This window comes from Methylobacterium thuringiense (genome assembly GCF_022179645.1).
GTDB lineage: Bacteria > Pseudomonadota > Alphaproteobacteria > Rhizobiales > Beijerinckiaceae > Methylobacterium > Methylobacterium thuringiense.
Map to the genome: position 1 here is coordinate 24,835 of NZ_BPRA01000023.1, position 14,532 is coordinate 39,366.

General features: G+C 68.3%; 18 protein-coding genes. 12 read left to right on the plus strand and 6 right to left on the minus strand.

Annotated elements, in window-relative coordinates:
• The first annotated feature begins 19 nt into the window (after nt 1–19).
• From MFF07_RS19780 to MFF07_RS19795, 4 genes are all read left to right on the plus strand, one after another.
• Nucleotides 20–838 carry a class II glutamine amidotransferase gene (locus MFF07_RS19780; protein ID WP_147817667.1) on the plus strand — a complete coding sequence of 273 codons (819 nt, stop codon included), beginning with the start codon at nt 20–22 and terminating at the stop codon, nt 836–838.
• A 253-nt stretch (nt 839–1,091) separates the two neighbouring features.
• Nucleotides 1,092–1,838, plus strand: a complete 747-nt coding sequence (locus MFF07_RS19785; RefSeq protein ID WP_147817668.1) for a sigma-70 family RNA polymerase sigma factor — start codon at nt 1,092–1,094, stop codon at nt 1,836–1,838.
• A 262-nt stretch (nt 1,839–2,100) separates the two neighbouring features.
• Nucleotides 2,101–2,514 carry a DUF1236 domain-containing protein gene (locus MFF07_RS19790; protein ID WP_147817669.1) on the plus strand — a complete coding sequence of 138 codons (414 nt, stop codon included), beginning with the start codon at nt 2,101–2,103 and terminating at the stop codon, nt 2,512–2,514.
• 194 nt (nt 2,515–2,708) lie between these two features.
• Complete coding sequence (locus MFF07_RS19795; RefSeq protein WP_147817670.1) at nt 2,709–2,984, plus strand: hypothetical protein; 276 nt, start codon at nt 2,709–2,711, stop codon at nt 2,982–2,984.
• Between the two features lie 32 nt (nt 2,985–3,016).
• Here MFF07_RS19795 and MFF07_RS19800 read toward each other — a convergent pair whose 3' ends face one another.
• Entirely contained in the window at nt 3,017–3,535 is a 519-nt protein-coding gene (locus MFF07_RS19800; RefSeq protein ID WP_147817671.1) for a TspO/MBR family protein, read from the minus strand.
• A 96-nt stretch (nt 3,536–3,631) separates the two neighbouring features.
• Between MFF07_RS19800 and MFF07_RS19805 the strand changes: the two genes are divergently transcribed.
• Together MFF07_RS19805 and MFF07_RS19810 are read left to right on the plus strand one after the other, a co-directional pair.
• Nucleotides 3,632–4,843: a trans-sulfuration enzyme family protein gene (locus MFF07_RS19805; RefSeq protein ID WP_283206835.1), complete on the plus strand. Its 1,212-nt coding sequence runs from the start codon at nt 3,632–3,634 to the stop codon at nt 4,841–4,843.
• A gap of 64 nt (nt 4,844–4,907) precedes the next feature.
• Nucleotides 4,908–5,354: a hypothetical protein gene (locus tag MFF07_RS19810; RefSeq protein WP_147817673.1), complete on the plus strand. Its 447-nt coding sequence runs from the start codon at nt 4,908–4,910 to the stop codon at nt 5,352–5,354.
• A 9-nt stretch (nt 5,355–5,363) separates the two neighbouring features.
• Here MFF07_RS19810 and mdoH read toward each other — a convergent pair whose 3' ends face one another.
• Entirely contained in the window at nt 5,364–7,256 is a 1,893-nt protein-coding gene (gene mdoH, locus MFF07_RS19815; protein ID WP_147817674.1) for a glucans biosynthesis glucosyltransferase MdoH, read from the minus strand.
• Nucleotides 7,257–7,460: 204 nt separating this feature from the next.
• Here mdoH and MFF07_RS19820 point away from each other — a divergent pair, with 204 nt between their 5' ends.
• On the plus strand, nt 7,461–8,984 hold the full coding sequence (locus MFF07_RS19820; protein WP_238232754.1) for an OpgD/OpgG family glucan biosynthesis protein: 1,524 nt from the start codon (nt 7,461–7,463) through the stop codon (nt 8,982–8,984).
• A gap of 46 nt (nt 8,985–9,030) precedes the next feature.
• Nucleotides 9,031–9,894 (plus strand): pantoate--beta-alanine ligase, encoded by an 864-nt coding sequence (panC, locus tag MFF07_RS19825; RefSeq protein WP_238232755.1) that lies wholly within the window; start codon nt 9,031–9,033, stop codon nt 9,892–9,894.
• A 4-nt stretch (nt 9,895–9,898) separates the two neighbouring features.
• On the opposite strand, the gene MFF07_RS19830 is transcribed toward panC, so the two are convergent.
• The 4 genes from MFF07_RS19830 to MFF07_RS19845 all read right to left on the minus strand — a co-directional run bounded on the left by MFF07_RS19830 (nt 9,899) and on the right by MFF07_RS19845 (nt 12,549).
• Nucleotides 9,899–11,152 (minus strand): extracellular catalytic domain type 1 short-chain-length polyhydroxyalkanoate depolymerase, encoded by a 1,254-nt coding sequence (locus MFF07_RS19830; RefSeq protein WP_238232756.1) that lies wholly within the window; start codon nt 11,150–11,152, stop codon nt 9,899–9,901.
• Nucleotides 11,153–11,232: 80 nt separating this feature from the next.
• Nucleotides 11,233–11,649, minus strand: a complete 417-nt coding sequence (locus tag MFF07_RS19835) for a ribbon-helix-helix domain-containing protein (RefSeq protein ID WP_147817678.1) — start codon at nt 11,647–11,649, stop codon at nt 11,233–11,235.
• A gap of 65 nt (nt 11,650–11,714) precedes the next feature.
• Nucleotides 11,715–12,035 carry a hypothetical protein gene (locus tag MFF07_RS19840; RefSeq protein ID WP_238232757.1) on the minus strand — a complete coding sequence of 107 codons (321 nt, stop codon included), beginning with the start codon at nt 12,033–12,035 and terminating at the stop codon, nt 11,715–11,717.
• A 235-nt stretch (nt 12,036–12,270) separates the two neighbouring features.
• Entirely contained in the window at nt 12,271–12,549 is a 279-nt protein-coding gene (locus tag MFF07_RS19845) for a hypothetical protein (protein ID WP_238232758.1), read from the minus strand.
• 328 nt (nt 12,550–12,877) lie between these two features.
• Between MFF07_RS19845 and MFF07_RS19850 the strand changes: the two genes are divergently transcribed.
• The 4 genes from MFF07_RS19850 to MFF07_RS19865 form a co-directional block, all read left to right on the plus strand.
• On the plus strand, nt 12,878–13,138 hold the full coding sequence (locus MFF07_RS19850; RefSeq protein WP_238232759.1) for a hypothetical protein: 261 nt from the start codon (nt 12,878–12,880) through the stop codon (nt 13,136–13,138).
• 156 nt (nt 13,139–13,294) lie between these two features.
• Nucleotides 13,295–13,570 carry a hypothetical protein gene (locus MFF07_RS19855; RefSeq protein ID WP_238232762.1) on the plus strand — a complete coding sequence of 92 codons (276 nt, stop codon included), beginning with the start codon at nt 13,295–13,297 and terminating at the stop codon, nt 13,568–13,570.
• A 153-nt stretch (nt 13,571–13,723) separates the two neighbouring features.
• Nucleotides 13,724–14,035: an acyl carrier protein gene (locus MFF07_RS19860; protein WP_238232760.1), complete on the plus strand. Its 312-nt coding sequence runs from the start codon at nt 13,724–13,726 to the stop codon at nt 14,033–14,035.
• A partial coding sequence (locus MFF07_RS19865; protein WP_283206836.1) for a beta-ketoacyl synthase N-terminal-like domain-containing protein occupies nt 14,032–14,532 on the plus strand: 501 nt, incomplete at its 3' end. The genes MFF07_RS19860 and MFF07_RS19865, both read left to right, overlap by 4 nt.

Genomic DNA, 14,532 nt, shown 5'->3' on the forward strand with positions numbered 1-14,532 from the left:
ACAAGCCCTAGAAGTCCCTATGTGCGAACTGCTCGGCATGAGCGCGAACGTGCCCACCGACATCCGCTTCTCCTTCGCGGGACTGGCGAAACGCGGCGGCGAGACCGGGCCGCATGCCGACGGCTGGGGCATCACCTTCTACGAGGGCGGACGCGGCTGCCGCTCGTTTCACGATCCCGATCCGAGCGCACAATCGGAACTCGCCAAGCTCCTCAAGCGCTATGCGATCAAGAGCCGCATCGTCGTGGCACACGTTCGCAAGGCCAATCGCGGCCGGGTCAGCCTCGAGAACACCCACCCCTTCAGCCGGGAGCTGTGGGGGCGGCGCTGGACCTTCGCCCATAACGGCCAACTCAAGGGCATCAAGAAGCGCCCCCTCGGCCGCTTCGAGCCCATCGGCTCCACCGATAGCGAGTATGCCTTCTGCTGGATCATGTCCCGGCTCGAAGAACGCTGGGCGAAACCGCCACGGCTGGCGCAGCTCGACGCCGCCGTCGCCGAGCTCTGCCTCGACCTCAACGGGCTCGGCGTCTTCAACATGCTGCTATCGGACAGCCGGGTGCTCTACGCCCATTGCGGCAAGCGCCTTTGCTACCTCACCCGCTGCGCTCCCTTCGGCACCGCGACCCTGATCGACGAGGACTGGCGGGTCGATTTCGCGCAGGAGACCAAGGAGACGGACGTCGTCACCATGATCGCGACCCGGGCGCTCACCCGCGACGAAACCTGGACAGAGCTCGCCCGCGGCGACACGGTGGTGTTCAAGGACGGCGCCGTGAGGCTGCTCAGGCCGGGCCGGCGCGCGGTGGCGGTCGCTCTGCCCTGCGGTTGCGACTGACGGCCCCGTAACGACCGTCCGCCGACCTGGCGCCTCCGCCGCCGGACGGTCATCGAGGTGGCCTCGACGGTCACAGATGGCGTGTCCGCGCGCAACGCCGGCTCGAAAAAGTCGGAAAGACCGGCCAAGCTCGTCGCCGAGCCCGCCCCTCGGGATGCGCTCGGCTCTGCGATGCGGTAGAGTTCCGCCCGTCTCGCAGGAGACACGGACCGAGCCGCCCGACGCCCACCGATCGAAGCACGCTTAAAGCATCATGAGCCGCAACGAGACCGACGCCACCCTCGATCATTCCGCCGAGGACAGCGCCGAGGGTCGTCCGAACCTCTCGGCCAGCATCCGCACCCATCTCGGCGACCAGTTGCGGACCGTCTACGAGACGCTCGGCACGTCGGATGCGGTCACCGCCCGTTTTGCCGACCTCATCGAAAAGCTCGAAGCGGCCCTGAAAGCTCAGGGCGAGCGGGTCGATCCCGAGTTCCGCAACGGATTGCTCGCGGCCGTACCGTCGCTCCGGGCCTTCGCGCTGTCGCTGACTTCGAACCCGGCCCGCTCGGACGATCTCGTCCAGGACACGCTGATGAAGGGCTGGCAGCACCGCGCGCGCTTTCAGCCCGGCACGAACCTGAACGCCTGGCTGTTCACGATCCTGCGTAACATCTTTTATTCGGACCACCGCAAGCGCGTGCGCGAGGTCGAGGATCAGGACGGCTCCTACGCCGCCCGTCTCGCCACCGCCCCGCACCAGGGCGACCGCCTCGACGTAGAGGACCTGCAGACCGCCTTGGCCAAGCTGCCGCCGGACCAGCGCGAGGCTCTCGTGCTGGTCGGCGCCGAAGGTGTCTCCTACGAGGAAGCCGCCACCATCATGGGCTGCAAGGTCGGCACCGTGAAGAGCCGCGTCAGCCGTGCTCGAGGCCGCCTCGCCGAACTTCTCGGATATGACGAGGAAGACCTCGGCTCGGACCGGTTCATCCAATCGGCGATGCCGAAGGACGCGTGATCCGCAGCGAACGTCCCCGATGGCGTCGCCGCAGGGCATGACGATCCGGGATCGACCCTGAGATTCACGCCGGGAGTGGTCGGTCGGCGGAATTCCCTACAGGTCGACGGCCTTCGAGAAGACTTTTGCGGGCTGGGGACTGCCCGAAGAAGGGTCGTCCTTCTCGATCTTTCGATGCATCCCTTTTCGAGGTCGCGACGTTACCGGGCCATGTCCGCACCGCTTGCTGCGTAGCGGGATGTTCGAAACGGAGTTGCCTGCCATGAAGCTCAAGACCCTTCTCGCTGTTTCCGCCTTCGCCCTGGCGCTGCCGATGGCCGCGCAAGCCCAGGGCACCGTCCGCGGTGCCGAGCGCGGCGCGCAGGAAGGCGGCGATGCGGCTGGTCCGATCGGCGCGATCGTCGGTGGTGCCGTCGGCGCTGCGACGGGCACCGTCGGCGGCATCCTGGGTGTCGAGGACCGTCCGCGCTTCCGCTCCTACGTCCGCGAGCGCAACGTTCGCTCCTACGATTATGACGGCCGCGTCGCCGTCGGCTCGGCGCTGCCGAGTGCCGGTGTGACCTATTACGACGTGCCGAACGAGTACAGCGTCGCCCGCGGCACCCGCTACACCGTGGTCAACGACACCCCGGTGCTCGTCGACAGCCGTGGTCACATCGTCGAAGTGCTCAATTGATCGCTTCACTGTAATCGACGCGTTCGAAGCCTGATCGACAAAGCCCCGGCGTTCCGCGCCGGGGCTTTTCATGTCGGAATACCTGCCGCATTGTCGACTGGTCGACGGTTTTCGCGCCTATCGGCGCAACGCTTTACCACCTCGCCCGTTAAGCTGCTCGAAGGACGCGCCAGCGATCCGAGGCACGAGCGGCCATGACCAGCGACGACGACACCACATTGCCGGAGCCGGTGCGGGACCATCTCGGCCAGCAGCTCCGCTCGATCTACACGGTCGGCGAGCCGAAGCCCGAGTTCCTCGGCGACGAGGCCGGCGTACCGCTGGAATTCGCCCCGCAGATCGAGCGGCTCGAAACCCGCCTCAAGACCCACGAAGAGGGCACCGAGGCCGTCGAGCAGGCCCTCGACAAGATCCTCGACGCATTCGGTGTGGTCGGGGAGACATCGAAAGTGCCGGGTCAGGCGGGCTGAGGTTCGCGGCTTTCGTCGGGCTCGCGTGCCGCTCAGTTCAGCTGCCAGATCGCGGCATTGAGCAGGGTCGCGAACGAGACCCAGGCCGCGTACGGCACCAGCAGCCACGCCGCGAGACGGTCGAAGCGCCAGGACAGGCGAATCGTCCAAAAAATCATCACCAGCATCGCCAGCGAGACGACGAGCCCGGCGCCGATCGCGTGGGCGGCAAAGAAGACCGGCGTCCAGGCGGCGTTGAGGACGAGCTGCATCAGGAAGGCGGCGAGTGCCAGCCACCAGGCGCGGCCCGTCGGTCCCGCCACGGGCCGCGCCCCCAGCAGCCGCCAGAGCGAGACCGCGATCATCGTGTAGAGGATGGTCCAGGCGACCGGGAACGCCCAGTTCGGCGGGTTGAAACTCGGTTTCTGGATCGTCGTATACCAGCCCTCGATGTTCGAGCCGGTCGAGAGCGAGCCGACGGCCGTGGCCAGCGCAACGGGTAGGATCGTGGCTGCGATCCTGGGAAGTGTGGGCAGCACGGGGCGCGCAGGCACCGCGAAAGGGTCGGTCATGTGGTGTTCGTGGTCCTGAAAGAGTCGCGGCCGTTGCACCGGCGGCCCGCATCGCCCAAGGCAGTCCCGTCACACAAGACCGCCCGGAGCGACGTCATGCCCTCCAACTCGCAACCACCCGATCCGGATGCAGCGGAGCTGGGCGACGAGCCGGCCGCTGCTTACGCGAAACGGACGCGCGCCGCACAAGCGATGGGGCAGATCGATCCGGTGACGAAGGCGGTGGTGGCGCCGATCCACGTCTCGACCACGTTCCAGCGCGACCCGGACAACGCCTACACCTCCGGCTTTTCGTATGGCCGCGCCGACAACGCCACGGTGCGGGAGGCCGAGAGCGTCATGGCGATGCTGGAGGAGGCCGAAGGCGCGCTGCTGTTCGGCTCCGGCATGGCGGCGGCGGCGGCGCTCTTCTGTGCGCTGGGGCCGGGCGACCACGTTATCGCGCCCCGCGTGATGTACTGGGGCCTGCGGCGCTGGCTGAACCAGGAGGGGCCGCGCCTGCAGCTCTCCGTCGATTTCGTCGATACGGAAACGCCGGACGCGATCCGGGCGGCGATCCGGCCCGGACAAACGAAACTCGTCTGGATCGAGACGCCGGGTAATCCGCTCTGGACCATCACCGACATCGCCGCCGCCGCCGAGATCGCCCATGCGGCCGGGGCCCGGCTCGCCGTCGATTCGACCGCGGCCTCGCCGATCCACACCCGCCCCCTCGGACTCGGGGCCGACATCGTGATGCATTCGGCCACCAAGATCCTGAACGGCCATTCCGACGTCATCGCCGGCGTGCTGACCTGCGCGCGGGCAGACGCGTTCTGGGAGCGGATCACCGCGATCCGGGCCAGCTGGGGGGCGATCCTCGGGCCGTTCGAGGCCTATCTGCTGATGCGCTCGCTGCGCACGTTGCACCTGCGCGCCAGCGCGCAGGCCGCCGGCGCCGCCATTCTGGCCGAGCACCTCGCCGCACATCCGCTGGTGAGCGGCGTGCTCTATCCGGGCTTGGCCGACCATCCGGGGCACGCCATCGCTGCACGCCAGATGGAGCACGGCTTCGGGTTCATGCTCTCGATCCGCGTGACGGGCGGAGAAGCGGCGGCGATCGAGACCGCGGCGGCAGTGAAGCTCTGGAAGCGTGCCACCTCGCTCGGCGGTGTCGAGAGCCTGATCGAGCACCGCGCCTCGGTGGAGGGGCCGGGCACGCCCTGCCCGTCCGACCTCCTGCGGCTCTCAACCGGCATCGAGGACCCGGCCGACCTGTTCGACGATCTCGATCAGGCGCTGCGGGTGGCGCATGACGAAGCGCGCTGACCGAGAGGCGGTGCCGTTTCCGGATTCCGCGCGTTGTCCGGGCAAATCCACCGGAGCCGACACGATGCGACACCCGATCCCGAGACTGTGCGCCGCCCTCGGGCTGACCCTGCTGGCCGGGCAGGCCTTTGCCGAAGGCCCCCCGGATCTCGACGTGGAAAAGACCTGTCGTTCGTCCGGCCGGGTCCAGGTGGGCCTGAGCGAGAAGGAGAGCCAGGACGGCTGCCTGCGCTCCGAACGCCAGGCACATGACGAGCTGACGAAGCGCTGGGGCGAGTTCAGCCCGGATGCGAAGGCGCAATGCTCGAAGCAGTCGGAGGCCGGTGGCTTCCCGTCCTACGTCGAGACCGTGACCTGCCTCGAACTCGCCAGCGGCACGGTGCCCGCCCAGACCAACGGCGGCGACCCCGCGCCGAAGGGTGCAGCCACCGGCGGCAGCAAGGGCAGCGCGCTCACCGCTGAGCCCTCGCCCAAGGAGCGCACCAACCCGATCGACGTGCTGAACAAGTAGCCGTCGGTTCTACCGGGACGACGGCGCGTCGACGGCCGGGATCCACGCGGTGGCTCCGGTCGGCGCCGTCGAAGCAGGCACCGGCAGCCGGCCGTGGTGCAGTTCGGCGAGTTCCGGAGCCTGCCGCGTGTCGTCCTCGGTGAGGAAGAGCCCGGCGGCCTTGGAGCGCAGGCCGAGGGTCGTGCTGCTGGTCAGCACGCTCTGGGCCGGGCTCGCGAGCAGTGCCAGGGCGACCGGCCCCATCCAGAGCGCGAGCCACGGATCGGCGGCGTAGGCGAGGAGCGCGGTCAGCGCGAGACCGACGACGATCCCGTCGCTCTGCAGGCGACAGGCCTCGCGCCACGGCACCCGGCGGTCGTCGCGCGCCTGGGAATCCCAGCGGACCACGCGGCCGGCGAGCGTCGTCAGCACGGCGCCGGAGGCGAACAGCGCCATCACCGGCCAGAGCAGAATCCAGGTGACCTGCTCGATCGCGGCGCTTTTCAGGAGCGATGCGGTGCCGCCGAACGACGCCCGGCGCTCGGGCGAGGCCAGCACGTAGCCAAGGCTCAGGAGTTTCGGTAGCGCCATCACCGTCAAGACGAGGGCGGCGAGGATGTGGGCCGCCGCCGTGCTGCCAGTCAGCCCGTAGCCGAGGAGGCCGAGTTCGCCCGACCGCACGGCCTGCACCGTGCCGAGCGCCAGGAAGGCGACCCAGATCGGATAGGCGAGATACATCAGGATGCCGACGATCATGTGCCAGCGGCTGGCCCAGCCGAAGCCGGGCATCGGCGCGACGCGTCCGTGCTGCAGGTTGCCCTGGCACCAGCGGCGGTCGCGGCCGAGGAGATCGATCAGGTTCGTCGGCATCTCCTCCCAAGTGCCGCCCATCTCGGGCAGGAGATGCACGTCCCAGCCGGCCCGGCGCAGCAGGGCGCCCTCGACGATGTCGTGGCAGAGGATCTCGCCGCCGAGCGGGGCCTTGCCGGACAGCACCGGAAGCTCGGCGTTCTGGGCGAAGGCAGCGATGCGCAGGATTGCGTTGTGGCCCCAATAGGATCCGTCCGGTCCCTGCCAGGTCTCGAGGCAGCGGAGACTCAGCGGTGCGTAGAGCCGCACGGCGAATTGCTGGATGCGGGCGAACAGCGTGTCGCGGCCGGCGGCGTAGGAGACGGTCTGGATCAGCCCGGCCCGAGCATTCTCCTCCATCAGCCGGACGAGGCGACGCATGGTGGCGCCGGTCATCAGGCTGTCGGCGTCGAGCACGATCATGAAGTCGTATTCGTCGCCGTAGCTGTGACAGAACTCGGCGATGTTGCCGGCCTTGCGCCCCAAATTCTTGTCGCGGCGGCGATAGCGGATGGTGGGCATGCCGTGGCCCTCCGTCTCGGCCCAGGCCTGGATGCGCGAAAACTCGTGCTCCTCGACCGCGCTGATCGCGCCCTCGCGAGTGTCGGACAAGACGAACAGGTCGATGTCCGAGCCGTCGCCGCCAGCGCGCTGAAGCGAGCGGGCCATTACGCGGACGGCGGCGAACACCGCGATCGGGTCCTCGGCGTGGATCGCGACCACAGCCGCGGTGCGCGTCAGGCCGGTGGCGTGCGGGGTAATGGTCTCGGAGCGCTGTTCCAGTGCCGACTTCACCCGGTCGCCCATCAGCGCGGCGCCGAGGCCGTAGACGTACTGCCACGCCGTGAACACCTGCCAGGCCATGGCCAGCACGAACAGGACGAGCACGCTCCAGGCGAGCGCCCCGGCCGGCACCCCGAAGGCATGGATCGCCGCCCAGGCGATCGCCGCGGTGGTCGCGAGCGTCGGCACGGCGAGCGCGAGGCGGCGCAGCAGGAACGAAGGACGCTCGGCATCGTTGGGAGCCGGTCCCTCGACCCCGGGAGCTTCGTGCGACAAAGGTGAGGTGGACATGCGGGTCGCGAGGGCTCGATGAGAAACCGGGACCACCCACCCGGACAGGGAAGATGGATGCGTGAGCGCCCCGAGAGTGCTTCGGCCCGGACAGACGAGTCCCGGGAGGCTCGCTTCTCGCGGCGAGGATTGTTGCGGACGTCGCTCGCCTCGGCAGCGGGCACGCTCCTGCCTAGTGCGTTCGACCTGAATGGTGCCCGAACGATGGCGCAGATTGCCGCTCCCCCTCTTCCGGAGATTCCCGCGACCTATGAGAGCTTCGTCGAAAGGGCCAAGGCGGCGGCCGCTGCCCCCTATCGCCCGGCACCCGAGGACCTGCCCCAGGAACTCGCGGCGCTGAACTACGACGCCTATCAGCGCATCGTCTTCCGGCCGGAAAAGACCGTCACGCTCGGCCCACGCTTCTCACTGCAGCCCTTCCACCGCGGCTTCCTGCAGAGGAAACGCGTCGACATCGCGCTGCAGGCCGGAGACGGATCGTCGCGTCGGCTCGACTACGATGCCGCCCTGTTTGATCTCGGCCCCGCGCTGCAGGGGCGGACGTTTCCGCCGTCTCTCGGCTATGCCGGATTCCGGCTGAATTTCGGGTTCGACGCGGCCAAACCGGGAGCGCAGGAGGAATTCCTGGTCTTTCTCGGCGCCTCGTATTTCCGCCTGCGCGGCAAGGGCCAGGTCTATGGCCTCTCGGCGCGCGGCGTCGCCGTGAACACCTTCGGGCCGGGCACCGAGGAGTTTCCCGACTTCACGGCGTTTCGGATCCTCGAACCGAGCGAAAACTCCGAAGACATCACGATCCTGGCGCTGCTCGACGGGCCGAGCCTGTCGGGCGCCTACCGCTTCGTGGTGACGCCGGGCGATCCCGCGCACATCGCCGTCACCGCCTCGCTGCATCCGCGCCGCGAGATCGCGCGGCTCGGCCTCGCGCCGCTCACCAGCATGTTCCTGCACGGTGAGAACGGTGCCGGCGCCCGCGGGGCCGAGCCTTTCGACGATTTCCGTCCCCAGGTGCATGATTCCGATGGCCTCGTGGTGGAGACGGTGGGCGACCGGCTCTGGCGGCCCCTCGTCAACGGACGCAAGACCACCGGCATCTCGGCGTTCAAGACCGAACCGCTGCAGGGTTTCGGCCTGCTCCAGCGCGACCGGCGCTTCTCCGATTATCTGGATGTCCAGGCTCGCCACGAGGACCGTCCGGGACTCTGGGTGAAGCCGGAGGCGGGCAGCTCCGCCTTCGCATCCGGCGCGGTGCAGCTCTTCGAGATTCCCTCGCGCGAGGAGTACACCGACAACATCGTCGCCGCCTTCGTGCCCACGGCCAAGGTCGTGCCCGGGCAGTCCCTCGACCTCACCTACGGCCTGACCACGGTGGGCGCCGAGCCGGTGGCCCTGCTGCCGGGTACGCTTGCCCGCGTGGTCTCGACCCGCGTCGGCTCGGCCGAGCGCCTGCGCCCGACCAACCCGCCGAGCCCCCAGCGCCGCCTCTACGTGATCGATTTCGCGGGCGAGGGGCTTCCCACCGACCCGAACGCGCAGATCGACGTTGCCCTCTCGGCGAGCGCCGGCGCCTTCGTCGATCCCTTCACGGAGCGTGTGGCGCAGACCGGGGGCTGGCGCCTCTACGCCGAGTACCGCCCGCCGAACCCGCTCCCCCCCGGCGACGTCGTGCTGCGCGCGCGGCTCTCGCATGCGGGCAGGGCGATCACCGAGACCTGGGACGCGGTGGCGTAGGCGGGGCGCCACACCTACATCGGCGGCCAAGACAGGAGCCGCCGCCTTGCCCACGCCCATCCCCGTCGTTTTCGAAGCTGTCGCTCCGCTGCGCAATCAGGTCCGCGCGTGGCGCGAAGGGGGCGACACCATCGTGCTCGTGCCGACCATGGGTGCGCTGCACGAAGGCCACCGCGCCCTCGTCGCCTATGCCAAGACCCTCGGGCGACGGGTGGTGGCGAGCATCTTCGTGAACCCGACCCAGTTCGGGCCGACGGAGGACTTTTCGCGGTATCCGCGCGACGTCGATGCCGATCTCGCGGCGCTTGCCGAGGCCGGCGCGGATGCGGCCTATGTGCCGACCGCCGAGACGATGTACCCGGAGGGCTTTGCCAGCCGGATCGAACTCGACGGCCCGTCCGAGGGGCTGTGCGGCGACTTTCGGCCCGGCCATTTTTCGGGCGTCGCCACGGTGGTGACGAAGCTGATCAATCAGGCCCAACCCGACATCGCCCTCTTCGGCGAGAAAGACTTTCAGCAGCTTCAGGTCATCCGCCGCGTCACCCGTGACCTCGACATGCCCGTGTCGATCGCCGGCTTGCCGACGCTGCGGGAAGCGGACGGCCTCGCCCTGTCCTCGCGCAACCGCTACCTCAGCGCGGTCGAGCGAGCCGTGGCGCCGCGCCTCCATGCAGCTCTCGAGGGTATCGCAAAAAACCTCGCGGCGGGGGGCGAGGCCGGCCCGCTCCTGGCCGAAGGCCTCGAAACGCTGGAGGCCGCCGGCTTCGGGCCGGTACAGTATCTCGCGGTGCGCGACGCCGAGACGCTGAGCCCCGTCACGCGGGTGGAACGTCCCGCCCGCGTGCTGGTGGCGGCCTATCTCGGTCGCACCCGGCTCATCGACAACGTCGCCGTCGCGCCGGGGTCCTGACCGTTCAGCGGCGCAGATCGCCGAGCCGGTGCTCCGCGAAAAAGTCGAGCATGGCGCGGGAGGCGTCGGGGCCGAGCGGGTCGGTATAGCTCCCCGCCTTACTGCCGCCTGACCAGGCATGGCCTGCACCGTCGATGCGCCAGGACTCGACCTGCACGCGTCCCTGTCCGTCGGCGTAGTGCGTGCGGACATAGCGATGGCCGCCGGCCTGTGTGCCGCTTTCGCGGCGCGGGGATAACGCGGTGATGCCGGCCTGGGCCAGCACCTCGTCGCCGTTCTTCGGGCTTACGGTGGCGTCGCTCGCGCCGTGGAACACGATGGTCGGCACGCGCACCGCATCCGTCGCCTGCCCCGTGCCGAAGCCCGAGCCTCCGCCGGGCAGTTCTGAGCCCGGCGCTCCGGCCCGCATCGCCATCAGCGCCGAGGGCAGGTCACGGGCCGAGCCGGCCGCCAGCCCCGAATGGACGCCGACGCCAGCGAAGAGATCGGGATAGGCCCGGGCGACGTTGACCGCCTTCGCGCCGCCGGCCGAGAGGCCGGCGATGTAGACCCGCGCCGGATCGATCGGGTGTTCGGCGAGGATCGCCCGGGTCAGCCCGGCGATGATGCCGGTTTCGCCCCGCTCGCGGCCCTGGTCGTTGGGCTGGAACCAGTTCCAGCACTTCTGAGCGTTGGCGCCTTGGATCTGACGCGGATAGGCCACGTAGATCCCATCCTGCTGCGCCAGTTCGTTCATGCGGGTGCCGGCGGCGAAGTCGTCCGGCGACTGGGTGCAGCCGTGCAGCATCACCACGAGGGGACGCGGCCCCGTGTGGCCGGTGGGGATGAACAGCTTGTACTCCCGCGCGCCGGCAGCGTTGGAGAAGTTGCGCTCGACGAAGCGCGGATCGACCGGACCGCGGTTTTCGGGCTGCATCCCTGGGAAATCTAGACCACCCAGTCCTTTAACCGGAGCGATCCCGCGCAAGCCCTTCAACACCTGAGCCAGTCCCTCACGCAGGCGGCCGGGCAGGATCGCGGCATGGATGTCGGACTCCACGGGCTCGGGGCGCGACGATTTCGCCGTCGCGGCTGCGGTTTCGTTCGCGACGAGATCGATGGTCTGCGGTTGCCGACGTGTCGCGCGGGAGGCAGGCGCCTGATCCGAGAGGCCGCGCTGGATCAACGCCGCAGCGTCCTGCAGCCGTCCAGCCTGCGTCAGACGGGTGGCCTCCGCCAGATCGGCGAGGTTCGGCATCTTGAAGGCATGTTCGGTCATCGAAAACGCTTTCTGCGAAGGCTCGGCGTGGCACCCGAAGCACCACATGCCGGCCGATGAAGGGGAAAAACCGATAGGAATCAGCGCACTCGGTCGGCCAGCGCCTCGCGGACGGCCGGGCTCGCCTGCAAGCTGCCGAGCACTTCGATTGAGGCGATGGTGGCGCGGGCGAGCTCCGCCGGCACGTCGGGGGCGATCACTGCGAGGCCGAGCACCCGGATGTCGAGCATCTCGCCGGCCGACTGCAGGGTTTCGAGCTCGGCCCGCCGGAAATGCCGCAACCCGAGCTCGACGCTCTTGCGGGCCACCGACTGCCGCGTGATCTCGGCATGCCGATCGATCTGATTCCGGATTGCGGTGCGGATGAAATCGCTGCGGTTGGCGTAGACGCCCTCCGAGACGAGGAGGTCGATATGGCCGAGGTCGACGTAGCCGAGATTGATCGTGATCTTCTCGGTGTCGCCAGCCTTCGTGGCTGCCTGTTTCATCGATACCATCCCAAAACCATCCGTGTGGATGGCATATGGAAGGTTTTAGCGGTGTTGCAAGCCCGGCGAAATCTTCAGGGCGGGTGGAGCCGGTCGGAGGAGACCGAGTGGACCAGACGCCCGACCTCGTCGAGAGCGCGGGCGACCTTGACCGCATGGCCCTCGTTCCAGAACAGCCCGGCGCAGGCGAGCGGGATCAGGATGATGCCGGCGACGAGCGCCCCGAAGCTGTCGCCGAGGCGGGAGGTGATGCCCTGGGGCGCGGCGACCACGTCGTCATTGCCGCCGAGCGAAGCGCCCAGCGCGTCGTCACCGCTCGCGGAATCCAAGGTCCAGTCGCCGTCTGCCATGGCGCTCCCCACGCCGTCGCAGGTGCGGCAGAAGGCGACGAGCATAGCGAGGCTCGCAGGGTCTTCGATCCCGGATTCCGACGCCGCACCGTCCGGTACGGGGGGACCACCTATTCGCGTCGCCGGATACAGCTCTCCGTTGTCGCCAGGGAGATCCGCAACGTTCGGAGAGTACGCGTGGCGGAGGGCCGGCGCCGCGTATCCGGCTCGACGGCTCGTCGATCCACGAAAAAGGGCCGGGCATGGCCCGACCCTTCGCGGCAGAGAGTGCGAAGCCGGCTCAGTTGGCCTTCTTCATCGCGCCGCCGTCCTTGCTCATGGAGCCTTCCTTCTCCATGGCCCCGTCCTTCTTCATCGCACCACCCGTGGTGCCCGCACCGCTCTTCATCGCGCCGCCATTGGCCGGTGCGTTGCCGGGCTCCGCGGCCGACGAATTGGTGGTTGAGCCGCCGGTGACGTTGCCGCCCGAACCGTTACCCCCCGGTGCGCCCTGGGCGCAGGCGGCTCCGGTCAGCGACAGGGCGAGGGTGGCGGCGAGGGTGAGCGTGGTGATGCGCATCGGACGTTTCTCCTGATGTTTATTATGGACATGGAGAACCGCCCGCCTTCGCAATTGTTCGATATCCCTCACACCAATACAGTCGATGCGTCCGAAACCGTACGCATGAAAAGCCGAAAATCGACCTTGTGCGAGAACAGCAACAGCTTGATCAGTCACACTCCGAGACATCAAGGCCGGAAATACCTCACATGGACTGAGGCGCAGACCCCGCATCATTGACAGGACCCGACGTCGGCGAAATTGTCCGGACCGCTCAACTCGGAAATCCGGGTGTCTGCGTCGTCGCCGAGAGATCGACGAAACGCTGTTTGGGGACGCTTGCGGCATGTCACAGCCCAGCCGGTACCGGATCGAGACCGCAGCCTGCCCGGCGAACCCGGGCTATCATCGCTGGACGGTGTATCGGGACGACAAGCCCCTCGACCTGCCGGGATACGCCTACACGACGGCCTGGGCCGCGAGCGAGGCGGCCCGCGTCGCCCTGCACTGGCACCTCGTGCTGACCCCGCTGCGGGCGCAGCCGGACCTGCAGGGCTACCCCGTCCTCGGTCCAGTAGCCGCAGACCCGACGCGCGCGGCCGCCTGAACGGACGCGGCGCGCTGCAGGCAGGCCCGTCGATCTGCGGCCCCGCCGTGAACTTGCGGCGCAAACGAAGCCGACCCGGCCGAGCAGAGATGCCATGGCGTGATATCGACGGCAGTCGGCTTCGGCTCTCCCGCACTCGGCCGCCGGCAAGCGTGAATGCGCGTCGCCGCTGGCGCCGGGGGTGGAGCTGAAGGCGTCGGCCGTCAGGGCCACTGGTATGAACACATCGCGATGACCCGGGATGAGACCGGACGCGACCTGTTCGCCTGCATCGAAGGTCGCTGCGACCGGTGGCGCATCCACTCGGCTCTCGGCGGCATCACGCGCGAGCAGGCGGAACGGGACGCGAGCCAAATCTGTGTTCGCGAAACCGGGGGAGATTCAGTAGCTCTGCCGCCGTCTGGTGCCAGTTACGAGAAGTTTTTAAAATAGTTCACAGTCATCCAGAGCGTGTATAATTGTCGATCGGAGGCGCGCTCCAGAGGTTTACTATAAAAATCGTTATAGAGTTAATGGTTGTTATAAAGCTTGATCGGAGAAGTCTAACAATGGCAATCGATGCATGAGCCAAATCGGAGCCGTGCCATGATCCCTTCCGTCGAAGCCGTTATTCCCGTCCAGGCCTCCCTGCCGGGGGGTGATGATGTCGAAGCCGGTCTCTTCCAGATCGTGCGCAAGTATCTCAAGACTCAGGACGCGGACTGGACTGCTGCGACGACCATGGCCGAAGCGCAGATCGATTCTCTGGATCTTGTCGAAGTGATCTTCGAAATCGAAGACCAGTTTGGCGTGGAGATCAATTTCAACGCAAACGCCAAGTCGGCCGACGAGACGACCTTCGGTGACGTGGTCGATCTGATCCGTTCCGCTCTCGCTGCCAAGGCCCGGAGAGCATGAACGCCGTCGTCGTCTCCGGTCTCGGGGTGACATCCCCGAGCGGCCTGGACCTCGAGGCGTTCTGGGCGAACCTGGCCGCAGGCCGGCCCAGTTTCACGCCGGCCCGGGCGCTGCCGGATTCAGGCGTGATCGCGGCTGAGATCGACGAGGCAACGGATTTGTCGGGCCTTCCGATCCCGGTCCCGGGCGCTTGCGACCGCAATGCCGTGCTCGCGGTCTCCGCGGCGGGCCGTGCGCTCGCGGATGCCGGCCTGGTGCCCGGCTCGGTGGCGCCCGAGCGGATCGCCGTGATCCTGGGCAACGGCGGCGGCGGCCTCACGAGCCTCGACGCACAGTACGAGCGGCTCTTCGTGGAGAACAAGCGTCCCCATCCGTTCTCGGTGGTGCGGGCGATGGGCAGTTCCTCGGCGGGCGTGAAACTGGGCCGGCCTGCGGCCAGGTTCGCCCAGAACGCCTCGAGGTCCAGGCCGCTCGGGGATGTCACCCCGAGACCGGAG